We start from the raw sequence: 25,033 nt of genomic DNA, 5'->3' as shown, positions 1-25,033 counted from the left end.
GAACCGGTCCTGTTCCGGAACCGGTCCTGTTCCGGAGCCGGGCCTTGTTCCGAAGCCGGGCCCTGTTCCGAAGCCGGGCCTTGTTCCGGGATCGGGCCCTGCCCCGGAACCAGGCCCTGTTCCGGGATCGGGCCCTGCCCCGGAACCAGGCCTTGATCCAGCTCCGCGCCTGATCCGGAACCCGGGCCGTATCCGGAACCGAAGCCGGTCACGGCGCCCGAGCGGAACCCTGAGCCGGCCCCGGCACCCCGGATCCGCCCGAAGCCGGACCCGGGCGCGGAGGGTCAGCCGGACCCGGGCGCGGAGGTTCCGCCGGACCCGCAGGCCCCGCCCTGGCCCTGATCTCCGCCGCGAACGGCCCCCGGCCCGACGCCACCGACACGTCCGACACCTCGCCGGTGATCACGCACCGTACGAGCCGTGTGCCCTGTGCCCGAGCCACCCGGTCCGCCCGGGCACAGGCCGCCGTACCGCCCCGCGTCCAGTGGTCCGCCGCCGCGAGCGCCGCCAGATCCGCGCCGCCGGCCGCCCGGTGCCGGACCACGACGGCGTGTCCCAGGGCGAGGACGACGCCGAACACCACACACAGCACGGCGATCACACCGACGCCCCAGACGGTCGCCGACCCCCGGTCGGAACACCGCGCGGGCCGCCGCCCGCCTGTCGGCCACCGCTCCCGGAACCGGGCCCTCACGCCGCCGCCCCCACCGTCTCCTCCACCGCGGCGACGGCCTCCTCCCGCAGGTCGAAGGGCAGTCCGTGCAGGACCGGAGGTCTGGCCTCGACGACCACCCGGACCTGCTCGGCCTCCCGGCTCACCGTGACTCTCGCACCGGGTGGTGCCGCCTCGCGGGTCACCTCGACGACGGCGTCAGGGGGATCCTGCCGGGCCGCCGCGCGGGCGCCCGCGCGCGCCGCGTCCACGCACTGGATCTGCGCCGCCACCACCAGCAGGCCCCAGACCAGCGCCGTCGCGAACATCACCAGCACGGGCAGCACCATGGCCGACTCCGCCGTCACGAACCCGCGGTCCGCACGCCGCTCACACCCGGCCATCGAGCGCCTGCTGCACGATGTTCCGCAGCGCCGCGGCGACCGGTCCGCTGGTGACCACCTTGTAGAGCACGACGGAGAACGCCACCGCCGCCACGACGCCCATCGCGTACTCCGAAGTCACCATCCCGGCGTCCCTCCGTGCCGTACGCACCTTGCACACCAGGGCACGCAGTCGTGCCCGTACCGCCTGATACATCTCAACCCCCGTATGGAGTAGTCGCATTGATCTCGTGAGTCCTGCCGTTACCGCCGGTCGTCTCCCGTCAGGCACCACCTCCTCCCAGCACCCCGCCCGCGAGCCCGATCACCACGGGCAGCACGCCGACCGCGATGAACGCGGGCAGGAAGCACAGCCCCACCGGCGCGCTGACCATGACGGCCGCCCGCCGGGCCCGTGCCGTCGCCGCGCGGGTCCACTCCGCGCGGGCCTCGGCGGCGAGCCTGGCCACGGGAACGGCCAGGGGAAGTCCGGACACATCGGCCCGCTCCAGCAGCCGGGCCAGGTGCCGGGCGCCCGGCACCGACGCCAGCCTGCGCCATGCCGCGGCCGGTTCGCCGCCGAGCCGTACCTCCGCCGCGCCCCGCGCCAGCGCCTTCCCGACCGGCCCGCCCAAGGTCTCTCCGACGGCCTGCGCGGCGAGTACCGGGCCGGCGCCCGCCTCGATGCAGGCGGACAGCAGGTCGGCGGCGAGCGGCAGTTGATGTTCCGCCCCGGCGGTGTCCGTCTCCCGCGCTTGCGGAGCGGCGGCCCTCTGCCGCAGGCGCCACCACCACAGTCCGGCCGCGACGGCCGGCCCCGCCACCGCTCCGGCGGGACCGCCCACCAGCACCCATCCGGCACCCGCCACACCCGCGTACGGCAGCCAACTCCGCGCGGTACGCAGCAGCGTGAGGTGCGAGACGGTCGCCGTCCGTTCCAGGGCCAGCACCTCGGCCAGTCGCCGCCGTGCTCTCCGCTCGCGCCGTGCGCGGCCCCACCACCCCGTCAGCCAGGCGAGTGCGAACACCGTCCCCACCACTGCCCCCAGCCTGTGGACAAGGTCCCCGCTCATACCGTCCCCTCCTCGGCGCCCCGCATGATCCGCAGTGCCCACCACAGCCCCAGGCCCTCCAGCGCCCCGCCGGCCGCCAGACAGACCAGTCCCGACGGTGTGTGCAGCAGGATGTGCAGCGGGTCGGCACCGAGGGCCGCACCGAGGGCCAGGCCCACGACCGGGAGCCCGGCGAGCAGCACCGCCGTCGCGCGGGCGCCCGCCAACTGGGCGCGCAGGTCGGCCCGCTGGTCCCGTTCGGCGCGCAGCGCCGCTTCCAGCCGGTCGAGTCCGGCCGCGAGCCCGGCTCCCTGGTCCACCGCCACCCGCCAGCACGCGGCGAGTCCCCGCAGCCCCTCGGCACCCGGCTGCCGTGCCGCCTCCGCGAGCGCCTCCGGGACGTCCCCGCCGAAGCGCGCCGCCGCGAGCACCGTCGCCTGCATGTCACCGAGCCCGCCGGAGTCCCGCGCGGCCGGCAGCAGTGCCTCACCCGGCTGCCGTCCGGCGCGCACCTCCCCGGCGAGCGCCCCGCACAACGCGATCACCGCGTCGCCGCGGCCCTCCCGCGCACGAAGTTCCCCGGCGGCCCGCCGCACCCGCCTCAGCAAAGGCACCCCGGCCGCCCCCGCGACGACCGGCAGCAGCGACGCACCCAGCACCGCCAGCACCAGGCCGGCGGCCAACGACCACCACTCGGCCCGCAGCCGCCCGCGCGTCCGCCCCCACGCGCGGGTCACCCGGGGCCACCCCGGCGGCCCGCCGCCCACCGCGCCTCCGCCGGCCAGTAGCAACATCGCCCGCCTGGCCCCGGCATGCCCGCCGCCCAGCAGCCAGGCCGCGGTGCCCAGGCACGCCACGGCCGCACCCGTCGACACCTCGGTCGTCCCGTTCATCCTCCGATCCCCTCGTCCGCTCCGCCGGTGTTCGCGTTCCGGAGCAGCTCCCGCAGGCGCTGCCATCCCCGCTCCCGGGTGAAGGCCTGTGAGCCCCATCGCAGCGCCGGCACCGTCCGCACCAGCCCCGACGGGTCCCGTTCCAGCACATGCACCTCCGCGATCCGCCGCCGCCCGCTCCGGTCGCGTACGAGGTGCAGCACCACCGAGAGGGCGGCCGCCGCCTGGCTGTGCAGGGCGAACCGGTCGAGTCCGGCGGCCGTACCGAGCGCCTCCAGCCGGGCCGGTACGTCGGTGGCGGCGTTGGCATGGACCGTTCCCGAGCCGTCGTGGCCCGTGTTGAGGGCGGCCAGCAGATGGACCACCTCCGGGCCGCGCACCTCACCGACGACCAGCCGGTCAGGCCGCATCCGCAGCGCCTGCCGCACCAGGTCCTCCAGGGTGACCAGGCCCGCGCCCTCCTGATTGGCGGGTCTGGTCTCCAGGCGCACGACGTGCGGATGGTCGGGCCGCAGTTCCGCCGAGTCCTCGGCCAGGACGATGCGCTCGTCCGGCCCGACCAGTCCCAGCAGCGCGCTCAGCAAGGTCGTCTTGCCGCTGCCGGTTCCCCCGCTGACGAGGAACGACAGCCGCGCGTCCAGCAGTGCCCGCAGCACGCGGTCCCCGCCCGGCGGGACCGTCCCGGCCGCCACGAGTTCGTCGAGGGTGAAGGCGCGCGGTCGTACGACCCGTAGCGACAGACAAGTGCCGCCGACGGCCACCGGTGGCAGTACCGCGTGCAGTCGGGTTCCGTCGGGCAGCCGCGCGTCGACCCAGGGCCGGGCGTCGTCCAGGCGCCGGCCGGCCACGGCGGCGAGCCGCTGGGCGAGGCGCCGGACGGCCGACTCGTCGGGGAAGGCCACCTCGGTCAGTTCCAGTCCTCCGCCCCGGTCCACCCAGACCCGGTCCGGCGCCGACACCAGCACGTCGGTCACCGAGGGCTCGGACAGGAGCCGTTCCAACGGCCCGCTGCCGACCAGCTCGGACCGCAGTTGCTCGGCCGCTCCGAGCACTTCGGCGTCACCGAGCACCCGCCCCTGGTCCCGCAGCGCCTGTGCCACCCGCGCGGGCGTCGGCTCGGCCCCGCTCTCGGCCAGCCACCGCCGCACCCCGTCGAGCAGGCCGGGAGGCATGACCGATCCACTCGTCACCGGCCTCCTCATGCCGCCCTCGCCTCCACCAGCGCCCGCTCCCAGAACTCCCTGCAGAAGCGGGCCAGCGGGCCCCGGCCCGAGGCCCCGGGCGGGCGGCCCGCCTCGTCCGGGCGCCGCAGGGCGGGCTCGGCGGGCACGTCTCCGGCGAGGGGCAGCCCGAGCAGCCGGGCCACCTCACGGTCGTCCAGCCCCGGTGCGTACGGCCCGCGTACCGCCACTCGCAGATCGCGCAGGACCATGCCCACGGCGGAGGCGACGCGGCCCGCCGCCGCGACGGCGCGCAGCTCCGCGGGGACCACGAGGAGCCCGAGGTCGAGCTGGGCGAGGACCTCGGCGACCCCGTCGTCGACGCGGCGCGGCAGGTCGACCACGACGGTGCCGCCCCCGCGCCGCGCCGCGGCGAGCACCGCGCGTACGGCCCTGGGTGGTACGGCGAGACAGTCGCCGCGGTCCCAGCTGAGCACCCGCAGCGAGTGCAGTTCCGGCAGTGACTCCTCCAGGGCGCCGCCGCCGACCCGGCCGTGTGACGCGGCGAACGCCGGCCAGCGCAGCCCTTTGGCCGTCTCGCCCCCGAGGGCCACGTCGAGTCCGCCGCCCAGCGGATCGGCGTCCACGAGGAGGGTGCGCAGCCCCTCACGCGCGGAGGTGACGGCGAGCGCGCACGCGAGCGTGGACGCTCCGGCGCCGCCCCGGCCGCCGATGACACCGACGGTCAGGGCGGGCCGTCCGACGCCTTCGGCCACGTCGGCGATGCGGTCGACCAGCCACTGCTCGCCGTCGGGCAGCATCAGCACGTGGTCGGCGCCGATCTCGACGGCCCGCCGCCAGATCCCGGAGTCGTCCTGGTCGCGGCCGACCAGCACCACTCCCGGCCTGCGTGCCGCCCCGCGCACCCGCCGCGCGGCGTCGTCCCCGACCAGGACGAGCGGTGCGGCCTCCCAGCTGCCCCTTGGTTCCGGCACCGTGTGATGGACCTCCGGTGTGGCGCCGGCCGCCGCGCACAGGCGCAGCAGGTCGTCGAGGAGCCCGGCGTCCTCGGTGAGGATCAGCGGTGCGCCCGGCCGGCCTCCTCCGGTGGCCGGCGGCGGATCTTGGGTGATGGTTCCAGACACGTTCGTCCCCCTTTGCTGCATCTCTCGCGCAGCCCCTGCGGCCCCGCGATTCCCAGACGTGTGAAGAGCCGGCAAGCGGTTCTTCTTTGAACGGCCGGCGGAAACCGGCCGTACGCGACCCGACAAACGGAACCGGGCGTGAACTCTCGGCGAGCGGGCGCGTCGGAATCACGATGCGGCGATCCGGAAAAACATGTGGATCTTGGTCGATAACTGTGGACGGGTCGACGCCTGTGAATATCGCGGTCACCCAAACCGGTGAGTCCCGCACACCTCCTGTGCGGCTTCCGCAGAGCAGTCCGACGACTACCTCGGGTAACTGCTCATGTTCATGACATATGAACATGCGCACGGCACCCGCGCGGTGCACCAACCGCGAGGAGAATGAGGAAAACCCACCCGGACATGCGACGACCCCCGCCGGGGGGGAGAGCGGGGGTCGTCCCCACGGCCGACTCGGGGGGGGGAGGAGTCGGACCGGGTTAGACACGGTCGCGAACGATCCGTGACTTCCATGGTGTACCCGAGAGCCCTCTCAGGCAAACCCACACGCCCCACCTTACGCCGAATGGGCTGCGCCTATGCTCAAGGACGTGGAAAACCACTCGATGCCCCGCACAGCCGCCTTCTTTGACCTGGACAAGACGGTCATTGCGAAGTCGAGCACGCTCACGTTCAGCAAGTCGTTCTATCAAGGCGGCCTGATCAACCGCAGGGCTGTCCTGCGCACCGCGTACTCCCAGTTCGTGTTCCTGGCCGGCGGCGCCGATCACGACCAGATGGAGCGGATGCGCAAGTACCTGTCCGCGCTGTGCCGCGGCTGGAACGTCCAGCAGGTCAGGGAGATCGTCGCCGAGACGCTGCACGACCTGATCGACCCGATCATCTACGACGAGGCCGCCACCCTCATCGAGCGGCACCACACCGCGGGACGCGACGTCGTGATCGTGTCCACGTCGGGCGCCGAGGTGGTCGAGCCGATCGGCGAACTGCTCGGCGCGGACCGGGTGGTGGCCACCCGTATGGTCGTAGGCGACGACGGGTGCTTCACCGGCGAGGTGGAGTACTACGCGTACGGCCCGACCAAGGCCGAGGCGGTCCGGGAGCTGGCCGAGTCGGAGGGCTACGACCTGGCCCGTTGTTACGCCTACAGCGACTCGGTGACCGATGTCCCGATGCTGGAGTCCGTGGGCCACCCGCACGCCGTGAACCCCGACCGCGCGCTGCGCAGGGAGGCCCTCGCGCGGGAGTGGCCGATCCTCGACTTCCACCGGCCGGTGCGGCTCAAGCAGCGCCTCCCCGCCTTCTCCGTACCGCCGCGCCCCGCCCTGGTCGCGGCAGCCGCCATAGGCGCCGCGGCGGCCACCGCGGGCCTCGTCTGGTACGCGAGCCGGCGCCGCACGACGGCGGCCTGACCGCCTCCCGCCGAGCCGCCCCGCCGGTCGCCGGCAGCACACACCCCGGCGACGCCCGTTTGGGATGGCTTTGAGGGCAAAAGTAAAGAAGCAGGGCGAGGACTTCCGCTTGCTCCGGACCCGGAGTACAAAGGACTTAACGGCCCGCGAGACCAAGGGCATCCGCGAGGATCACCCCCACCAACGCATGTGTGGCCCCACGGACCGAGCATGAACACCGGGAACCCACGCGACGTCGACCCGTCGATTACGGGCCAGCCGCACCAGGTGACGGGCGAAGTCCCCGACCTGATGGGCACATATCGAGGACGCTTGGTAACGCGGTGGACATGCCAGCGGCGGTACGAGTATTCGTACCGCCGCATCTCTGCCGGGCTCTTCTCCGGCTCCTTTTACGCGGCCCCGCGCTGGAGCGCCTCGCACACGGCCGTCGACTCGCGCGCCCCCAGCTCGACCGCGCGCCCGCAATGGGCGATCCAGGCCGCCACACCCTCGGGGGTGCCGGAGACATACCCCTCCAGCGCCCTGATGTAGGCCTCCTGGCCCAGCTCGGCGTGTCCGACCTCGGCCGGGCAGACCGACTTGGGGTCGAGACCGCTGCCGACCAGGACGATGCGTTCGGCCGTACGCGCGACCAGGCCGTTGTGGGAGGTGAAGGGGCGCAGTGCGAGAAGTTCGCCGTGCACGACGGCGGCCGTCACCAGCGCCGGGGCGGAACCGCCCGCGATGATCAGCTCGGACAGCCCGTCCAGCCGGCCGTGCGCCTCCGCCGCGCTCGGCAGGCCGAGCCCGATCAGGGGCTCGTCGACCGGCTCGCCCTCCTGCCGGGGGCGCCCGACCCGCTCGGCATTGTCGGCCGCCGCGACCAGGTGCAGCCGGGCCAGGACCCGCAGGGGCGACTGCCGCCAGACGGACAGCAACTGCCCCGCCTCGGCGGTCAGCCGCAGCGCCGCGCCCATCGTGCGGGCGCCGTCGTCGCCGCTGAAGTCACTGCGCCGACGCACCTCCTCCAGGGCCCAGTCCGCGCCCGACAGCGCCGCCGAGCCACGGGCGCCGCGCAGCGCCGCCTCGGAGGTGATCTCGTTGCTGCGCCGCCGCATGACCCGGTGCCCGTAGACCCGGTCCACGGCCTTGCGCACGGACTCCACGGAGTCGGCCACTCCGGGCAGGGAGCCCAGGGCGGCGAGCGGGTCGGCGGTCGCACCTGTCGTACTCATGAGTACGACACTACGCACCCCCGGCGCCCACCCCACGAAGGAGTGGCCTTCTTCACGTCCGACTGCCACATACAGCTACCATTCCATTACGCTTGGTGAACATGAAAATTGCTTTCGTGGGGAAGGGCGGCAGCGGGAAGACGACCCTGTCCTCCCTGTTCATCCGTCATCTCGTGGCCGTCAGCGCCCCGGTCGTCGCGGTGGACGCCGACATCAACCAGCACCTCGGGGCCGCGCTGGGCCTGGACGAGGCGGAGGCGGCCGCGCTGCCCGCGCTGGGCGAGCACCTGCCGCTGATCAAGGACTATCTGCGCGGCACCAACCCGCGCATCGCGTCCGCCGAGACAATGATCAAGACCACTCCGCCCGGTGAGGGCTCCCGGCTGCTGCGGGTACGCGAGGACAATCCGGTCTACGACGCCTGTGCGCGGCCGGTGGAACTCGACGGCGGGGCCGTCCGTTTGATGGTCACCGGCCCCTTCACCGACGCCGACCTGGGGGTCGCCTGCTACCACTCCAAGACCGGAGCGGTGGAGCTGTGTCTGAACCACCTGGTGGACGGCCCCGGCGAGTACGTCGTGGTCGACATGACGGCCGGTTCGGACTCCTTCGCCTCCGGCATGTTCACCCGCTTCGACATCACGTTCCTCGTGGCCGAGCCGACCCGGAAGGGGGTCTCCGTCTACCGCCAGTACAAGGAGTACGCCCGCGACTTCGGCGTCACCCTGAAGGTCGTCGGCAACAAGGTGCAGGGCCCGGACGACCTCGACTTCCTCCGCGCGGAGGCCGGGGAGGACCTGCTGGTGACGGTGGGGCACTCGGACTGGGTCCGGGCCATGGAGAAGGGCCGGCCGCCCCGGTTCGACCTCCTGGAGGAGCCCAACCGGCACGCGCTGCGCCTGCTGCACTCGGCCGCCGACGCGACGTACGAGTCGCGCGACCACGAGCGTTACACCCGCCAGATGGCGCACTTCCACCTGAAGAACGCCCGGTCGTGGGGCGACGAGCGCACCGGGGTCGACCTGGCGGCCCAGATCGACCCCGGTTTCGTGCTCGGCGAGAACGTCACGGCGTCCGCCTGACGTTCACCGCTTCTCGGCCGGGGCTCCGGGCACCCCCTTGGGAGCCGGTGCGGAATCGCCGGACAGGAAGGGCTTCCAGCCCTTCTTCGGGGCCTCACCCACGTCCAGCGTGCGCAGTTTCGCCAGGGTCCCCGGGTCCTGGGCGTCCAGCCAGTCCACCAGCTGCCGGAAGGAGACACAGCGCACGTCGGACTTGGTGCACACCTCCTCGATGACCTCCTCGACGGCCCGCATGTAGGTGCCGCCGTTCCAGGACTCGAAGTGGTTGCCGATGATCAGGGGCGCCCTGTTGCCCTCGTAGGCCCGCTCGAAGCCCTGGAGGAGGCCGTCCCGCATCTGGTCGCCCCACATCTCGTGCTTGGCGGGGTCGCCCTGGGTGGTGGTGCCGGACTGGTTGACCATGAAGTTGTAGTCCATGGTGAGCTGTTCGAAGGAGTGCCCGGGGAAGGGCACGAGCTGCATCGACAGGTCCCACAGGCCCTGCTTCTTCTTCGGCCACACCTGGTCGTTGACCCCGCTGGTGTCGTAGCGGAAGCCCAGGTCGCGGGCGGCCTTCATGAAGTTCTTCTGCCCCTCCAGGCAGGGGGTGCGGGCGCCGATCAGCTCCTTGTCGTAGTCGAAGGGCAGCGGGGCCGAGTTCTTCATGCCGGTATTGGTCTTCCAGGTCTTCACGAAGCGCTTGGCCTGGGCGATCTCGTCCTTCCACTCCGCCACCGACCATTCGCCGACCCCACCGTCGCTGCCGCAGAAGTGCCCGTTGAAGTGGGTGCCGATCTCGTTGCCCTCGAGCCACGCGAGGCGCAGCTGCTTCACGGTGTCGGCGATGCCCTCCCGGTCGTTGAAGCCGATGTCGGAGCGGCCCGGGGAGTGCTGCGGCGGGCGGTACAGATCGCGTTTCCCCTCCGGCAGCAGGTACACGCCGCTCAGGAAGTACGTCATGGTCGCGTTGTTCTCCTTGGCGACCTTGCGGAAATGCGAGAAGAGCTTCTGGCCGTCCTCGCCCGCGCCGTCCCAGGAGAAGACCACGAACTGCGGGGGCTTCTCGCCTCGCTTCAGCCGCTCGGGCCGGGGCAGGTGCGGCTGTGCCCCGGTGTACGCGGTGGAGCCGTCTCCGATCAGCCGGACGACGTTCTTCGGTGCCGGGGCCGGCTTGGCCTTCTCCTGGTCACGCGCCTGCTCGCCGGTGCTGTCGGTGCCGGTCCCGCACCCGGCGAGCGAGGCGACGCAGACCGCGGCGATCAAGGTGCCCGTGGCGATTCCGTGGGTGGCGGCCATCCGCCCACCTTCTTCCTTCTCTCGGGCCGAGCTCGATGAGGGCTTTGTCTGGTGCTGTGCCGGTCCACGCCGACAGCGCCGTCAAAGTCGCACGGAATGAAGAAGGGGTTAATACGACAAGCCGACGAAATGGCTACATCACTCGCTGGAGTGATAGATTCATCCATTTGCCCGGAAAGTCTATGCCAGTCCTTTACTCTCAATTACGATCCGTTTACGGATTGTTGATGTACGAGAGAAGGGAAACCATGTCAGCCTGCGTGCCCGCCCGCGCCGCCGACTCGGATCGGACCGAGCGCGCCCACCCACCTCACAGCCCGCCACCGGCCGGCCCCCCGCGCCCGCGTATCGCGGGAGCCGACCTGTCGGCCTCGGTCGCGGTCTTCCTGATCGCCCTCCCGCTCTCCCTCGGCATCGCCCTCGCCACCGGCGCGCCGCTCCAGGCCGGCCTGGTCGCCGCCGCCGTGGGCGGAATCGTCGCCGGGCGGATCGGCGGCTCCCCGCTCCAGGTGAGCGGTCCCGCCGCCGGACTCACCGTCGTCACCGCCGACCTCATCCAGCACTACGGCTGGCGGACGACCTGCGCCATCACCGTCCTCGCCGGAATCTCCCAGCTCGGCCTCGGCTGCCTGCGCGTGGCACGCGGCGCGCTCGCCGTGAGCCCCGCGATCGTGCACGGCATGCTCGCCGGCATCGGCGTCACCATCGCCGTCGCCCAGCTCCACATCGTCCTCGGCGGCACCCCGCAGAGCTCCGTCCCCGACAACCTCCTCGCCCTTCCCTCCCAGTTGGCGAACCTGCACCCCGCGGCCCTGTCGGTGAGCCTGCTGACCCTGGCCCTGCTGCTGCTCTGGCCCCGGATCCCGGGCCGCCCCGGACGTGTTCTCCGCACGGTTCCGGCAGCGCTCGTCGCCGTCGCCGGAGCCACCGCGGTCGCCGCCGCGGCCGGCCTCGTCCTGCCCAAGGTGGACCTGCCGTCCTGGCGCAACCACGCCCTGGCCGGGCTGCCCGAGGGACCCGTGCTCGGCCTCGCCGCCGCCGTGCTCACCACGACGCTGGTGTGCAGCGTGCAGTCGCTGCTCGGCGCCGTGGCCGTGGACAAGCTGGTGTCCGGCCGCCCCGGCCCCGGCCAGATCGGGCGCTCCGACCTGGACCGTGAACTGCTCGGTCAGGGCGCGGCCAACATCGTCTCCGGCTCGCTCGGCGGGCTCCCGGTGGCCGGCGTGGCGGTCCGCAGTTCCGCGAACGTCAAAGCGGGTGCCGTGAGCCGGAACTCCACGATGCTGCACGGCGTTCTCGTAGTGATCGCCGCGCTGCTGATGGTCCCGCTCCTGGAGCTCATCCCGCTCGCCTCGCTCGCCGCCCTGGTGATGGCCGTCGGCATCCAGATGGTGTCCCTGCACCACATCCGCACGGTGACCCGCCACCGTGAAGTCCTGGTCTACGCCGTGACCACCCTCGGCGTCGTGTCCCTCGGCGTCCTGGAGGGCGTGGCACTGGGCATCGCCGTCGCCGTCGGCGTGGCCCTGCACCGGCTCACCCGCACCCGGATCACGCACGATGAGGAGGAAGGAGTCCATCACGTACACGTACGAGGTCAGTTGACGTTCCTCGCGGTGCCACGGCTCAGCCGGGCCCTGCACCTCGTCCCCCAAGGGGCCGACGTGGTCGTGGCGTTGGACGGCTCCTTCATGGACCACGCGGCGTACGAGACGCTGCAGGACTGGCAGAGCACGCACACCGCGCGGGGCGGCACCGTCGAGATCACCGGCCGGCGCGCCGGGGTCCGGATCGCCGAGCCCGCGGCCCTCACCTCCGGGCACTCGCCCGACGGGAGCGAGGAGGCCGGCGCCTCCGACGCCGACTGCCGCTGCCGACCCTGGACGGCCTGGCGCAACCACCAGTGCGAACGCCCACGCCCCCGGCCGGGCGGCGACCCACGACCGGGCGGGACCGACGGAACGGAGGGAGCAGATGGAACGGACGGAGCCGCTGAAGGCGAACCGGAGCCGGCCGAAACCGGCGGACACGAACTGAGGCGCGGCATCAGCGCGTTCCAGCGCAACACCGCTCCCCTGGTCCGCGGTGAGCTGGCCCGGCTGGCGCGCGAGGGACAGCGACCCGGACAGCTGTTCCTGACCTGTGCCGACTCCCGGGTGGTCACCTCGATGATCACGGCCAGTGGTCCGGGAGACCTGTTCGTGGTGCGCAATGTCGGCAACCTCGTGCCACCGCCCGGCGCGGAGAGCGGCGACGACTCGGTGGCGGCCGCCATCGAGTACGCCGTGGAGATGTTGGCTGTCCGGTCGATCACGGTGTGCGGGCACTCGGGGTGCAGTGCGATGCAGGCGCTGCTCGACACCGAGCCGGACGGCGCCCGCACACCGCTGAGACGCTGGCTGCGGCACGGCCGGCCGAGCCTGCGGCGCATGGGCGACGGCAGCCTGCCCCCGTCGCGGCTGGCCGGGCGGACCCCCACCGACGCGGTCGAGCAGCTCTGCCTGACGAACGTGGTGCAGCAGCTGGAGCATCTGCGCGCCCATGAATCGGTGGCCCGGGCCATGAAGGACGGGGCCCTGGAGCTGCACGGCATGTACTTCCATGTGGGTGAGGCCCAGGCGTATCTCCTCACCGAGCGGGACGAGGAGAGGGTGTTCGACCGGGTCCGTTCCCCGGACCTGGCGATGTGAGGCGACCCGTCCGGGTGTGAGAGGCGTTACACACCTTGAACCGGCTTACGCCGGGCCCCGTGGGAAGAGGTGTCGCACACCGCGCCACTCCACCCGACAGGTCTAAACCAATTTCCCGTCGGCCCTTGTCAGCGCACCCCCGGGTCTGATGAGCTGTGGCCTGGGACACAACGGACACCCTGGGAAAGGCAGATGCCGTGAGCAATGAAAGCCTGGCCAACCTTCTGAAGGAGGAGCGTCGCTTCACGCCCCCCGCCGACCTGGCCGCGAACGCCAACGTCACCGCGGAGGCGTATGAACAGGCCAAGGCTGACAGGCTCGGCTTCTGGGCCGAGCAGGCCCGCCGACTGACCTGGGCCACCGAACCCACCGAGACCCTGGACTGGTCGAACCCGCCGTTCGCCAAGTGGTTCAAGGACGGCGAGCTCAACGTCGCCTACAACTGCGTGGACCGGCACGTGGAGGCCGGGCACGGCGACCGGGTCGCCATCCACTTCGAGGGCGAGCCGGGCGACAGCCGCGCCATCACCTACGCCCAGCTCAAGGACGAGGTCTCCAAGGCCGCCAACGCCCTGCTGGAGCTGGGCGTCCAGGCGGGCGACCGGGTCGCCGTCTACATGCCGATGATCCCGGAGACCGCGGTCGCGATGCTGGCCTGCGCCCGCATCGGTGCCGCGCACTCCGTCGTCTTCGGCGGCTTCTCGGCGGACGCGCTCGCCACCCGTATCCAGGACGCCGACGCGCGTGTCGTCATCACGGCCGACGGCGGCTACCGGCGCGGCAAGCCCTCCGCGCTCAAGCCGGCCGTGGACGAGGCGATCGCCAAGGCCGGCACCGTCGAGCACGTCCTCGTCGTCCGCCGCACCGGCCAGGACGTCGCCTTCACCGAGGGCCGGGACGTGTGGTGGCACGACCTGGTGGAGCGGCAGAGCGCCGAGCACGCCCCTCAGGCGTTCGGGGCCGAGCACCCGCTGTTCATCCTCTACACCTCGGGGACGACGGGTAAGCCGAAGGGCATCCTGCACACCTCCGGCGGCTTCCTCACCCAGGTCGCGTACACGCACTGGTCCGTCTTCGACCTCAAGCCGGCCACCGACGTGTACTGGTGCACGGCCGACGTCGGCTGGGTCACCGGGCACTCCTACATCGTCTACGGCCCGCTCGCCAACGGCGCCACCCAGGTGATGTACGAGGGCACGCCGGACACCCCGCACCAGGGCCGCTTCTGGGAGATCGTGCAGAAGTACGGCGTGACGATCCTCTACACGGCGCCCACCGCGATCCGCACGTTCATGAAGTGGGGCGACGACATCCCCGCCAAGTTCGACCTCAGCAGCCTGCGCGTGCTGGGCTCGGTGGGCGAGCCGATCAACCCCGAGGCGTGGATCTGGTACCGCAAGAACATCGGCGCGGACCGCACCCCGGTGGTGGACACCTGGTGGCAGACCGAGACCGGCGGCATCATGATCTCGCCGCTGCCGGGCGTGACCGACGCCAAGCCGGGCTCCGCCCAGACCCCGCTGCCCGGCATCGCCGCGACCGTCGTCGACGACGAGGCGGGCGAGGTACCGAACGGCGGCGGTGGCTACCTGGTCCTCACCGAGCCGTGGCCGTCGATGCTGCGCACCATCTGGGGCGACGACCAGCGGTTCATCGACACGTACTGGTCGCGCTTCGAGGGCAAGTACTTCGCCGGTGACGGCGCCAAGAAGGACGACGACGGCGACATCTGGCTGCTCGGCCGGGTCGACGACGTGATGCTGGTGTCCGGGCACAACATCTCCACCACGGAGGTCGAGTCCGCGCTCGTCTCGCACCCGTCGGTCGCCGAGGCGGCCGTGGTCGGCGCGGCGGACGAGACGACCGGTCAGGCGATCGTCGCCTTCGTGATCCTGCGCGGCACGGCGGCGGAGAGCGAGGACCTCGTCGGTGAGCTGCGCAACCACGTGGGCGCCACGCTCGGCCCGATCGCCAAGCCCAAGCGGATCCTGCCGGTGGCCGAGCTGCCGAAGACCCGCTCCGGCAAGATCATGCGCCGCCTGCTGCGGGACGTCGCGGAGAACCGGGCCCTGGGCGATGTCACCACGCTGACTGACAGCAGCGTGATGCAGCTGATCCAGGACAAGCTCCCGGCAGCACCCAGCGAGGACTGAACGGACACCGTCCGGACAGCGGCACCCGGCGCACCCCTGCGCCGGGTGCCGCCGTGTGCTCCTGGTGCGCCCCAGGAGCACGTTAGCTAAACTAAACAAAAAGCTGTCTCATGGGGCGCCGGGAAGTCTGGTCGGCACACGATTCGTGCTGCCCGTCGACCAGAGGAACTCCCCCGTGACCGCGCCCCACACCCCCAGCCCCCGCAAGGCCTTCGGACGCCTCTCCCTGCCCGAGCGGTCGTACGTCGCGGACGCGCTGCGCACCGAGACCGTCGGCGGCGTCCTGCTGCTCCTCGCCGCCGTCGCCGCGCTGATCTGGGCGAACGTACCCGGTCTGCACGACAGCTACGAGAGCGTCAGCCACTTCCACTTCGGCCCCGAGGCCCTCGGGCTGAACCTGTCCGTCGCACACTGGGCCGCCGACGGACTGCTCGCGGTCTTCTTCTTCGTCGCGGGGATCGAGCTCAAACGCGAACTCGTCGCCGGTGATCTGCGCGACCCCAAGGCCGCCGCGCTCCCCGTCGTCGCCGCCCTGTGCGGCATGGCCGTACCGGCACTGGTCTACACGCTCACCAGCGGCGCGGGCGGCGGCTCGCTGGCCGGCTGGGCCGTGCCCACCGCCACCGACATCGCCTTCGCGCTCGCCGTGCTCGCCGTCATCGGCACCTCCCTGCCCAGCGCGCTGCGCGCCTTCCTGCTCACCCTCGCCGTCGTCGACGACCTGTTCGCCATCCTGATCATCGCGGTCTTCTTCACCGACGACCTGAACTTCGCGGCGCTCGGCGGCGCCGTCGCGGGCCTGGCCGTCTTCTGGCTGCTGCTGCGCAAGGGCGTACGCGGCTGGTACGTGTACGTGCCGCTCGCGCTGGTCGTGTGGGCGCTGATGTACAACAGCGGCATCCACGCCACCATCGCCGGTGTCGCCATGGGCCTGATGCTGCGCTGCCACCGCCGCGAGGACGAGGAGCACTCCCCCGGCGAGCACATCGAGCACCTCGTCCGGCCGCTCTCGGCGGGCCTCGCGGTGCCACTGTTCGCCCTGTTCAGCGCGGGCGTGGCGATCTCCGGCGGCGCCCTCGCGGACGTGTTCACCCAGCCCGAGACGCTCGGCGTGGTGCTCGGGCTCGTCGTCGGCAAGACGCTCGGCATCTTCGGCGGTACGTGGCTGACGGCGCGCTTCACAAGGGCCTCGCTCAGCGACGACCTCGCCTGGGCGGACGTGTTCGCGGTGGCGACCCTCGCCGGGATCGGTTTCACCGTCTCGCTGCTCATCGGGGAACTCGCCTTCGAGGACGACGCGGTGATGACCGACAGCGTCAAGGCGGCCGTCCTGGCCGGCTCGCTGATCGCCACCGCCGTCGCGACGGTGCTGCTGAAGATACGGAACACCAAGTACCGCAGGCTGACCGAGGAAGAGGAGCGCGACGAGGACCTCAGCGGCGTCCCGGACGTCTACGAACAGGACGACCCGGCGTACCACCTGCGCATGGCGGAGATCCACGAGCGGAAGGCCGCCGAGCACCGGCGGCTCGCCCGGGAGAAGGCCGCCGAGCGGGACGCGCTTGCCGAAGTGACGGGCGGGGCAGGCGAGGAACGCAACGGTCCGGCATGATCTGACGAGACGGTACAAAAGACTGAACCGTACGCGCGGACACAAAGCGTACGCAGGAGAGGGAGACCGCGATGAGCGCACCCGACGGCAGCCCGGTCGGCGCCGAACGCAGCATCGGCCAGCTGTTCGCCTCGGCGACGGCCGACATGTCGGCGCTGGTGCACGACGAGATCGCGCTGGCGAAGGCGCAGCTCAAGCAGGACGTCAAGCGGGGCGCGACCAGCGGCGGCGCGTTCACGGCGGCCGGTGTGCTGCTCGTGTTCTCCCTGCCGATGCTGAACTTCGCGCTGGCCTACGGCATCCGCACCTGGAGCGACTGGAACCTCGCGGTCTGCTTCCTGCTCTCCTTCGCGGCGAACGTGCTGATCGCGCTGTTCCTCGCGCTGATCGGCGTCGTCTTCGCGAAGAAGGCGAAGAAGGGCCGGGGTCCGCAGAAGGTCGCCGCCTCCGTGAAGGAGACGGCGGGCGTGCTGCAGAAGGCCAAGCCGCACCCGCGCCCCGAACTGCCCGAGGACCGGGTCCCCCAGGCCATCGAGGCTGTGGCACGCTCATCTTCATGACGGATCCCGCCACTCCTCCGGCGCAGCCCGCTTCGGTCGTACGCCTCGACATCCCGGGCGGCACCGGACTGACGCACCGGGACGTCGCCGCCAACGGCGCCCGCTTCCACATCGCGGAGCTGGGCGACGGCCCCCTGGTGCTGCTGCTGCACGGCTTCCCGCAGTTCTGGTGGACCTGGCGGCACCAGCTGACGGCGCTCGCCGACGCCGGTTTCCGGGCCGTCGCCATGGACCTGCGGGGCGTCGGCGGCAGCGACCGCACACCGCGCGGCTACGACCCGGCCAACCTCGCGCTGGACATCACCGGGGTGATCCGCTCCCTCGGCGAGCCGGACGCCGCGCTGGTCGGGCACGACCTGGGCGGGTATCTGGCCTGGACGGCCGCGGCGATGCGCCCCAAGCTCGTACGGCGGCTCGCGGTCGCCTCCATGCCGCATCCGCGGCGCTGGCGCTCGGCGCTGGTCTCCGACGCCAGGCAGTCCGCCGCCCTGTCCCACATCTGGGGGTTCCAACGGCCCTGGATCCCGGAGCGCCGGCTCACCGCGGACGACGGGGCGCTGGTGGCCGAGCTCATCCGGGACTGGTCCGGGCCGCACCTGCCGGACGAGGAGGCGCTGGAGAACTACCGGCGGGCGATGTGCATCCCGTCCACGGCGCACTGCTCGATCGAGCCGTACCGCTGGATGGTGCGCTCCCTGGCCCGCCCGGACGGCATCCAGTTCAACCGCAGGATGAAGCGTCCGGTGCGGGTGCCGACGCTGCACCTGCACGGCTCGCTGGACCCGGTGGTCCGCACGCGCAGTGCCGCGGGGTCCGGGGAGTACGTCGAAGCGCCGTACCGCTGGCGGTTGTTCGACGGGCTGGGGCACTTCCCGCACGAGGAGGACCCGGTCACTTTCTCCACCGAACTGATCAATTGGCTGAAGGATCCCGAGCCCGATCGGTGACCGAATCGAGCGTTCGTCTGACGATCGGCCAATTGCCCGGCGCATAGGCCAATTGGGGGCGCGCGAGGTGGTTATCGACCTTGGGGCGGGGGCAGACGTCGGGGTATGGGCTGGACGCACGACTACAGTGACGCAAGCCGCGACCGCCGCACGGCGGGCGGTATGGGTTCCCACCAGCGAGGCGGTGCACCACAGATGGCAGGTACGGACCTCAGGGTGGGAATCCCGCGCATCCTCCGCCGCAGGGCGCGTTGGGTCTCCGTCCGCCTGCGCCACCCCCGCGGCTGACCCGCGGCCTCACCTCACAGCGCGCAGCTGTCGCTGTCCACCTGCTGGTTCGCGGTACGGCCCGCGGCGATGTCCTCCTGGATCTCGTCCACGGTGAGCGCGTAACCCGTCTCGGCGTCGTCGAGCGACTTCGCGAAGACCACGCCGTAGACCTCCCCCTCGGGGGTGAGCAGCGGGCCGCCCGAGTTGCCCTGACGGACCGTCGCGTACAGGGAGTACACGTCACGGCGGACCGTGCCGCGGTGGTAGATGTCGGGGCCGTTGGCCGTGATGCGTCCGCGCAGACGCGCGGCGCGGACGTCGTACGCCCCGTTCTCCGGGAAGCCGGCGACGATCGCTCCGTCGCCGCTGCTCGCGTCCTCGGTGGTGAACCGCAGCGCGGGCGCCTTCAGATCGGGTACGTCGAGGACGGCGATGTCGCGCTTCCAGTCGTAGAGGACGACCGTCGCGTCGTACTTCCTGCCCTCGCCGCCTATCTGCACGGTCGGCTCGTCGACACCGCCCACGACATGCGCGTTGGTCATGACGCGGCGCTCGGCGAAGACGAAGCCTGTGCCCTCCAGGACCTTGCCGCAGCTCGCGGCGGTGCCCATCACCTTGACGATGGAGCGCTGCGCGCGCAGGGCGACGGGGCTGTTCGCCAGGGCCGGGTCCGGGGGCCGTACGTCCGTGATCGGCTCGCTGGCGAAGGGGCTGAAGACCTGCGGGAAGCCGTTCTGCGCGAGGACGGAGGAGAAGTCGGCGAACCAGGTGTCGGCCTGGCCGGGCAGCGCCCGGGAGACACCGAGCAGCACCTTGGAGCCGCGGACCTCCTTGCCGAGCGTCGGCAGCGTCGTACCGGCGAGGGCCGAGCCGATCAGCCAGGCGACCAGGAGCATCGCGACGACGTTGACGAGTGCGCCACCCGTCGCGTCCAGCGCGCGGGCCGGGGACCAGGTGATGTAGCGGCGCAGTTTGTTGCCGAGGTGGGTGGTCAGGGCCTGGCCGACGGAGGCGCAGACTATGACGACGACGACCGCGACGACGGCGGCCGTCGTACCGACCTCGGAGTCGTCCGTCAGGGCGTCCCAGATGACGGGCAGCGTGTAGACGGCGGCGAGACCGCCGCCCAGGAAGCCGATCACCGACAGGATGCCGACGACGAAGCCCTGGCGGTAGCCGACGACCGCGAACCACACGGCGGCGAGGAGCAACAGGATGTCCAGCACGTTCACCGCTTCAAGCCTCGCCTCGTCCGACCCAGCACGGCGCCCACCCTGTCATGACCGCCAGTCCAGCGGGACCCGCCTGTCCCGGTCCCAGGGCCGCTCCCACCCCGCGAAGTGCAGCAACCGGTCGATGACCCCGGCGGTGAAGCCCCATACGAGGGCTGATTCGACCAGGAATGCCGGACCCTGGTAACCGCTGGGGTGGACCGTGGTCGCACGGTTGTCCGGGTGGGTGAGATCCGCCACCGGGACGGTGAAGACCCGCGCGGTCTCGTTCGGGTCGACGACCCCCACCGGACTGGGGACGCGCCACCAGCCGAGCACGGGTGTGACGACGAAGCCGCTGACCGGGATGTAGAGCTTCGGCAGTACGCCGAAGAGCTGGACGCCGGACGGGTCGAGTCCGGTCTCCTCCTCGGCCTCGCGCAGGGCGGCCCGCAGCGGGCCGTCGCCCTGCGGGTCGCCGTCCTCGGGGTCGAGGGCGCCGCCGGGGAAGGACGGCTGCCCGGCGTGCGAGCGCAGTGAGCTGGCGCGCTCCATGAGCAGCAGCTCCGGGCCGCGCTCACCGTCGCCGTCACCGAAGAGGATGAGGACGGCGGACTGGCGCCCCGTGCCGTTCTCCGGGGGCAGGAAGCGGCTCAGCTGTGTCGGTCTGACCGTCTCCGCCGCGTGGGCCACCGGGTCCAGCCAGGAGGGCAGCCCTTCCCGGCTGAGCGTCACCGGGCCGCCCTGGGTACCGCTCGTCCGCGTCATCGCCACCCCCGTCGTCCGGCCGCGTCCCACGGGTCCAACGCCCGGCGGCCCCGAGATCGTTCCACCGGCCGCCGCCGCGTGCGCGGCCCCTTCATCCGGCCCCCAGCGGCGGCGCGGGCCTGCCGCCGGCGTCCAGGTAGGCCTGCGGGGGCTTCAGCCGCTGGCCCGGGAGGCCGCCCTTCTCGTACTTCAGCAGCTTCTTCGCCTTCTCCGGGTCCGTCTCGCCCTCGCCGTACGCCGGACAGAGCGGCGCGATGGGGCAGGCGCCGCAAGCGGGCTTGCGGGCGTGGCAGATGCGGCGGCCGTGCCAGATGACGTGGTGGGACAGGTCGGTCCAGTCGCTCTTGGGGAAGAGCGCGCCGACGGCCGCCTCGATCTTGTCGGGGTCGGTCTCCTCGGTCCAGCGCCAGCGGCGCACCAGGCGCTGGAAGTGGGTGTCCACGGTGATCCCCGGGCGGCCGAACGCGTTGCCGAGCACCACGAAGGCGGTCTTGCGGCCGACGCCGGGCAGTTTGACGAGATCCTCGAGCCGGCCGGGCACCTCGCCGCCGAAGTCCTCCGCGAGCACCTTCGACAGGCCTATGACCGACTTGGTCTTGGCCCGGAAGAAGCCGGTGGGGCGCAGGATCTCCTCCACTTCCTCGGGGTTGGCGGCGGCCAGGTCCTCGGGGGTGGGGTACTTCGCGAAGAGGGCGGGGGTCGTCTGGTTGACGCGCAGGTCGGTGGTCTGGGCCGACAGCACGGTGGCGACGACGAGTTGGAAGGGGTTCTCGAAGTCCAGCTCCGGGTGGGCGTACGGGAACACCTCGGCGAGCTCGCGGTTGATCCGGCGCGCGCGGCGGACCAGCGCGGTGCGCGACTCGTCCCCGGCCGGCTTGACGGCGGTCTTCACCGGGGCGGCCTTCACGGAGGCGGTCGCCTTCCCGGGGGCGACGAGCGGCTTCTTCACGGCGGTCGCCTTCTTGGCGGCGGTCGCCTTCTTCGCCCCGGTCGTCTTCTTCGCCGCCGTCTTCTTCGCCGTCTTCTTCACCGGCGCGTCCGTCTCCCCGGTCGCCTCGGCCGCCCCGCTCGCGCGGGTCGTCGGTTTCTTCTTCAACGGCGGCCTCTTTGTCGTTTTCGCCGTTTCCCTACCGCCATCGGAGCCCTGTTCGCCCACAGCGGAATCACGACGTACACCCACTCCCGCAGCTCCCTAGGCCTGTGCTCTCACCGGCGAATTGGACACCCGGCCAGCCTACGGCCCGGCACCGACATCCGCCCCGGACCCCGAAGATCGGCGTCCAATTGGACCCCTGCCGCTTACCCCGACCGGCCCGTACGGCATCCTTGTGACAGATCACACTGTTTGGACCGTCCGGCAAAATGGGAACCACGGTCCCCTGGTACGTGGGGGAACAAGCTCCCCTGAGCAGGTCGACAAGGAGAGAACTCGTGGACGACGTTCTGCGGCGGAATCCGCTCTTCGCGGCGCTCGACGACGAGCAGGCCGCCGAGCTTCGCGCCTCCATGAGTGAGGTGACCCTCGCACGGGGCGACTCCCTGTTCCACGAGGGCGACCCCGGAGACCGCCTCTACGTGGTCACCGAGGGCAAGGTCAAGCTGCACCGCACGTCCCCCGACGGCCGCGAGAACATGCTCGCGGTGGTCGGTCCGGGCGAGCTGATCGGTGAGCTGTCGTTGTTCGACCCCGGTCCGCGCACCGCGACCGCCACGGCGCTCACCGAGGTCAAGCTGCTCGCCCTGGGCCACGGCGACCTGACGCCCTGGCTGAGCGCCCGCCCCGAGGTGGCCACGGCGCTGCTGCGGGCCGTCGCGCGGCGGCTGCGCAAGACCAACGACGCGATGTCGGACCTGGTCTTCTCGGACGTCCCGGGCCGTGTCGCCCGCGCCCTGCTGGACCTCTCCCGGCGCTTCGGCGTGCAGTCCGAGGAGGGCATCCACGTCGTGCACGACCTCACGCAGGAGGAGCTGGCCCAGCTGGTCGGCGCGTCCCGCGAGACGGTCAACAAGGCCCTGGCGGACTTCGCCCAGCGCGGCTGGCTCCGCCTGGAGGCCCGCGCGGTGATCCTCCTGGACGTCGAACGCCTCGCGAAGCGCTCCCGCTGACACCTGGACCCGGCATCGAGGCCCCCTAGAAACCGCCCCGTGGGAAGCGGGGCCTCGCCGTGTCCGCGGGTCAGGGGGCGTCGTTCGGATCAGGCCGGCTCCAGGGAGCGGTGCTTTGTGACTGAGCCGAGCGGGGTCTGGTGGTGGGGGTGCCTTCCACGCCCTTCAGGCAGTGGGGAGAAGCCGAGCGTGGGGGAGCGGTGCCAGGGCCCGCGACCCCGGCAAGATCCAAACGACGCCTCCTAGATGAGCCCGTGCTCCCGGAGGTACTCCAGCTGCGCGCGGACCGAGAGTTCCGCGGCCGGCCACAGGGAGCGGTCGACGTCGGCGTAGACGTGGGCGACGACCTCGGCCGGGGTGCGGTGGCCGTCCTCGACGGCCGTCTCGACCTGGGCGAGGCGGTGGGCGCGGTGGGCGAGGTAGAACTCGACGGCGCCCTGGGCGTCCTCCAGGACGGGCCCGTGGCCGGGCAGCACCGTGTGGACGCCGTCGTCGACCGTGAGCGACCTGAGCCGGCGCAGCGTGTCCAGGTAGTCGCCGAGACGGCCGTCGGGGTGGGCCACGACGGTCGTACCGCGCCCCAGGATGGTGTCGCCCGTGAGGACCGCCCGGTCGGCCGGGAGATGGAAGCACAGGGAGTCGGCCGTGTGGCCGGGGGTCGGTACGACCCTCAGCTCCAGGCCGCCGACGGTGATGACGTCCCCGGCGGCCAGTCCCTCGTCGCCGAGCCGCAGCGCCGGGTCCAGTGCCCGCACCTTCGTGCCGGTCAGCCCGGCGAAACGGGCGGCGCCCTCGGCGTGGTCGGGGTGACCGTGCGTCAGCAGGGTGAGGGCGACGCGCTTTCCGGCCTGCTCGGCGGTCCCGACGACGTGCCGCAGGTGTCCGTCGTCCAGCGGGCCGGGGTCGACCACGACGGCGAGGTCGGAGTCCGGTTCCGACAGGATCCAGGTGTTGGTGCCGTCCAGGGTCATCGCCGAGGGGTTGGGGGCCAGCACGTTGACGGCACGCGCGGTGGCGGGGCCGGAGAGGACACCGCCCCGCGGCTGGCCCGGAAGGGTGCTTGCGTCCGTCATGCGGGGGCTCCACCGGTCGGGATGTGCTTCGTGAACTCGTCGTGCCCCGGCCAGGAGAGCACGATCTCGCCCTCCACCAGGCGCGCGGTGGCCAGCACCGGCGTGAGGTCCCGCGCGGGCGCCGCTTCGAGGACCTCCGCGGCCGTTCCGTACGCCGTGAGCCGGCGCAGTGTGGCGATGGTCGGGGGCATCATCAGCAGCTCGCCCCGGTCGTACCCCTCGGCCGCCGCGCGGGGTGTGATCCACACCGTGCGGTCGGCCTCCGTGGAGGCGTTGCGGGTGCGCTGGCCCTCGGGGAGCGCGGCGACGAAGAACCAGGTGTCGTAGCGGCGGGGCTCGAACTCGGGGGTGATCCAGCGCGTCCACGCGCCGAGCAGGTCCGAGCGCAGGACCAGTCCGCGGCGGTCCAGGAACTCCGCGAAGGACGTATCCCGCGCGACGAGCGCGGCACGGTCCGCCTCCCAGTCGTCGCCGGTCGTGTCGCCGACCACGGTGTCGGGAGTGGGCCCGGCGAGCAGGACGCCGGCCTCCTCGTACGTCTCCCGCACGGCCGCGCAGACGATCGCCTGGGCCCCCGTCCCGTCGACGCCGAGCCGGTCCGCCCACCACGCGCGCGTGGGACCCGCCCAGCGGACGTGCCGGTCGTCGTCCCGCGGGTCGACGCCGCCGCCGGGATAGGCGTACGCGCCGCCCGCGAACGCCATGGACGTACGCCGGCGCAGCATGTGCACGGCGGGCCCGTCACCGGTGTCCTTGAGCAGCATGACGGTGGCCGCGCGCCTCGGCACGACCGGCGTGAGGCCGCCGCCCGCCAGCGCACGGATCCGCTCCGGCCACTCGGGCGGGTACCACTGCCCGCCGGCCTGCGCATTCCCCATGGCCGGAGGCTATCCCGTGACGGGCGGATGTTCGAGTGCCCATGGGGGACGGCGGGGCCACCGAACGGTGTACGGACGCGGGCGGGCCCCGCGCGGAGGCGGTACGGACATGGGGCGGGCCCCGCGCGGAGGGCGTCCGGCACCGACCGCCGCGGTGCGGGGGCAGCACCGGCACCTCCCGCGCGGTGCGCGCTGACATCCCCCGCGCGGTGCGCATCGGCGACCGGTACGGCCACGCCGGAGCCCGGGACACATGAAGGAGCCACCCGTCGTCCACCCCGGCAGCCGGCCGGGGAAGCCGACGAAAGGGTCCGACGGCGGCGTCCCGGGGCGCAGCCCGGCAGCGGGACGCCGCCGTCCCGGCTTCTCGTACGCGCGGCGGCGGGGGCGGCACGTCCGGCAGGACAGGCACCCCGGCTTCTCGCCCGCGCGGGCGGGGGGGCGGCACGTCCGGCAGGACGAGTACCCCGGCTTCTCACAGCGCGGCGGGG

23 protein-coding genes are annotated in these 25,033 nt (G+C 72.3%); 9 read left to right on the top strand and 14 right to left on the bottom strand.

The annotated features are described in order from the left end of the window. Positions 1-208: 208 nt before the first annotated feature. From AMK33_RS33070 to ssd, 7 genes are all read right to left on the bottom strand, one after another. On the bottom strand, positions 209-694 hold the full coding sequence (locus AMK33_RS33070; RefSeq protein ID WP_073936694.1) for an Rv3654c family TadE-like protein: 486 nt from the start codon (positions 692-694) through the stop codon (positions 209-211). Beyond that, entirely contained in the window at positions 691-1,056 is a 366-nt protein-coding gene (locus AMK33_RS33065; protein ID WP_073936692.1) for a TadE family type IV pilus minor pilin, read from the bottom strand. Before AMK33_RS33065 ends, AMK33_RS33070 begins: the two co-directional genes overlap by 4 nt. After that, on the bottom strand, positions 1,043-1,252 hold the full coding sequence (locus tag AMK33_RS33060) for a DUF4244 domain-containing protein (RefSeq protein WP_073936690.1): 210 nt from the start codon (positions 1,250-1,252) through the stop codon (positions 1,043-1,045). Before AMK33_RS33060 ends, AMK33_RS33065 begins: the two co-directional genes overlap by 14 nt. Positions 1,253-1,319: 67 nt before the next feature. Next, on the bottom strand, positions 1,320-2,108 hold the full coding sequence (locus tag AMK33_RS33055; protein ID WP_073936689.1) for a type II secretion system F family protein: 789 nt from the start codon (positions 2,106-2,108) through the stop codon (positions 1,320-1,322). After that, positions 2,105-2,980 (bottom strand): type II secretion system F family protein, encoded by an 876-nt coding sequence (locus AMK33_RS33050; protein ID WP_073936688.1) that lies wholly within the window; start codon positions 2,978-2,980, stop codon positions 2,105-2,107. Before AMK33_RS33050 ends, AMK33_RS33055 begins: the two co-directional genes overlap by 4 nt. Continuing rightward, positions 2,977-4,182, bottom strand: a complete 1,206-nt coding sequence (locus AMK33_RS33045) for a TadA family conjugal transfer-associated ATPase (RefSeq protein WP_073936687.1) — start codon at positions 4,180-4,182, stop codon at positions 2,977-2,979. Before AMK33_RS33045 ends, AMK33_RS33050 begins: the two co-directional genes overlap by 4 nt. After that, positions 4,179-5,306, bottom strand: a complete 1,128-nt coding sequence (ssd, locus tag AMK33_RS33040; RefSeq protein WP_073936686.1) for a septum site-determining protein Ssd — start codon at positions 5,304-5,306, stop codon at positions 4,179-4,181. The genes AMK33_RS33045 and ssd overlap by 4 nt, the downstream gene beginning before the upstream one ends. Positions 5,307-5,866: 560 nt before the next feature. Between ssd and AMK33_RS33035 the strand changes: the two genes are divergently transcribed. Further along, positions 5,867-6,700, top strand: coding sequence for an HAD family hydrolase (locus AMK33_RS33035; protein WP_073936685.1), 834 nt, complete (start codon positions 5,867-5,869; stop codon positions 6,698-6,700). 392 nt (positions 6,701-7,092) lie between these two features. On the opposite strand, the gene AMK33_RS33030 is transcribed toward AMK33_RS33035, so the two are convergent. Further along, a complete protein-coding gene (locus AMK33_RS33030; protein WP_073936684.1) occupies positions 7,093-7,917 on the bottom strand; it encodes an oxidoreductase in 825 nt (274 codons plus the stop codon). 101 nt (positions 7,918-8,018) lie between these two features. On the opposite strand from AMK33_RS33030, the gene AMK33_RS33025 reads away from it, so the two are divergent. Further along, the gene (locus tag AMK33_RS33025; RefSeq protein WP_073936683.1) at positions 8,019-8,999 is read left to right on the top strand and encodes an ATP-binding protein; all 981 of its coding nucleotides are present in this window, start codon (positions 8,019-8,021) and stop codon (positions 8,997-8,999) included. 3 nt (positions 9,000-9,002) lie between these two features. Here the strand turns inward: AMK33_RS33025 and AMK33_RS33020 are convergent, their stop codons facing one another. Continuing rightward, a complete protein-coding gene (locus tag AMK33_RS33020) occupies positions 9,003-10,274 on the bottom strand; it encodes a polysaccharide deacetylase family protein (protein ID WP_073936682.1) in 1,272 nt (423 codons plus the stop codon). Between the two features lie 248 nt (positions 10,275-10,522). Here AMK33_RS33020 and AMK33_RS33015 point away from each other — a divergent pair, with 248 nt between their 5' ends. The 6 genes from AMK33_RS33015 (at position 10,523) to AMK33_RS44230 (ending at position 18,524) form a co-directional block, all read left to right on the top strand. After that, complete coding sequence (locus AMK33_RS33015; RefSeq protein ID WP_073936681.1) at positions 10,523-12,964, top strand: SulP family inorganic anion transporter; 2,442 nt, start codon at positions 10,523-10,525, stop codon at positions 12,962-12,964. A gap of 197 nt (positions 12,965-13,161) precedes the next feature. Next, positions 13,162-15,117 carry an acetate--CoA ligase gene (gene acs / locus AMK33_RS33010; protein WP_073936680.1) on the top strand — a complete coding sequence of 652 codons (1,956 nt, stop codon included), beginning with the start codon at positions 13,162-13,164 and terminating at the stop codon, positions 15,115-15,117. Positions 15,118-15,292: 175 nt separating this feature from the next. Then, on the top strand, positions 15,293-16,729 hold the full coding sequence (gene nhaA / locus AMK33_RS33005; protein WP_073936679.1) for a Na+/H+ antiporter NhaA: 1,437 nt from the start codon (positions 15,293-15,295) through the stop codon (positions 16,727-16,729). Positions 16,730-16,800: 71 nt separating this feature from the next. Next, on the top strand, positions 16,801-17,289 hold the full coding sequence (locus AMK33_RS33000; RefSeq protein WP_073936678.1) for a phage holin family protein: 489 nt from the start codon (positions 16,801-16,803) through the stop codon (positions 17,287-17,289). Next, a complete protein-coding gene (locus AMK33_RS32995) occupies positions 17,286-18,236 on the top strand; it encodes an alpha/beta fold hydrolase (protein WP_073936677.1) in 951 nt (316 codons plus the stop codon). Before AMK33_RS33000 ends, AMK33_RS32995 begins: the two co-directional genes overlap by 4 nt. 105 nt (positions 18,237-18,341) lie before the next feature. Next, positions 18,342-18,524 (top strand): hypothetical protein, encoded by a 183-nt coding sequence (locus AMK33_RS44230; RefSeq protein ID WP_073936676.1) that lies wholly within the window; start codon positions 18,342-18,344, stop codon positions 18,522-18,524. Positions 18,525-18,538: 14 nt separating this feature from the next. Here the strand turns inward: AMK33_RS44230 and AMK33_RS32985 are convergent, their stop codons facing one another. The 3 genes from AMK33_RS32985 to nth all read right to left on the bottom strand — a co-directional run bounded on the left by AMK33_RS32985 (position 18,539) and on the right by nth (position 21,581). Further along, positions 18,539-19,738 (bottom strand): MarP family serine protease, encoded by a 1,200-nt coding sequence (locus AMK33_RS32985; RefSeq protein WP_073936675.1) that lies wholly within the window; start codon positions 19,736-19,738, stop codon positions 18,539-18,541. Positions 19,739-19,783: 45 nt separating this feature from the next. Then, positions 19,784-20,485, bottom strand: a complete 702-nt coding sequence (locus AMK33_RS32980; RefSeq protein WP_073936674.1) for an NUDIX hydrolase — start codon at positions 20,483-20,485, stop codon at positions 19,784-19,786. A 91-nt stretch (positions 20,486-20,576) separates the two neighbouring features. Further along, positions 20,577-21,581, bottom strand: a complete 1,005-nt coding sequence (nth, locus tag AMK33_RS32975; protein WP_073936673.1) for an endonuclease III — start codon at positions 21,579-21,581, stop codon at positions 20,577-20,579. A gap of 335 nt (positions 21,582-21,916) precedes the next feature. On the opposite strand from nth, the gene AMK33_RS32970 reads away from it, so the two are divergent. Beyond that, a complete protein-coding gene (locus tag AMK33_RS32970; protein ID WP_004928297.1) occupies positions 21,917-22,591 on the top strand; it encodes a Crp/Fnr family transcriptional regulator in 675 nt (224 codons plus the stop codon). 242 nt (positions 22,592-22,833) lie between these two features. On the opposite strand, the gene AMK33_RS32965 is transcribed toward AMK33_RS32970, so the two are convergent. Next, positions 22,834-23,664 carry an MBL fold metallo-hydrolase gene (locus AMK33_RS32965; RefSeq protein WP_073936672.1) on the bottom strand — a complete coding sequence of 277 codons (831 nt, stop codon included), beginning with the start codon at positions 23,662-23,664 and terminating at the stop codon, positions 22,834-22,836. After that, positions 23,661-24,542 carry an NUDIX hydrolase gene (locus AMK33_RS32960; protein WP_073936671.1) on the bottom strand — a complete coding sequence of 294 codons (882 nt, stop codon included), beginning with the start codon at positions 24,540-24,542 and terminating at the stop codon, positions 23,661-23,663. The genes AMK33_RS32965 and AMK33_RS32960 overlap by 4 nt, the downstream gene beginning before the upstream one ends. Positions 24,543-25,033: the final 491 nt, after the last annotated feature.

Origin of the sequence: Streptomyces sp. CB02400, assembly GCF_001905725.1 — a bacterium.
Classification (GTDB): domain Bacteria; phylum Actinomycetota; class Actinomycetes; order Streptomycetales; family Streptomycetaceae; genus Streptomyces; species Streptomyces atrovirens.
Note: the sequence above shows the minus strand (reverse complement) of the source record. Positions and strands in the feature narration are given on the sequence as shown.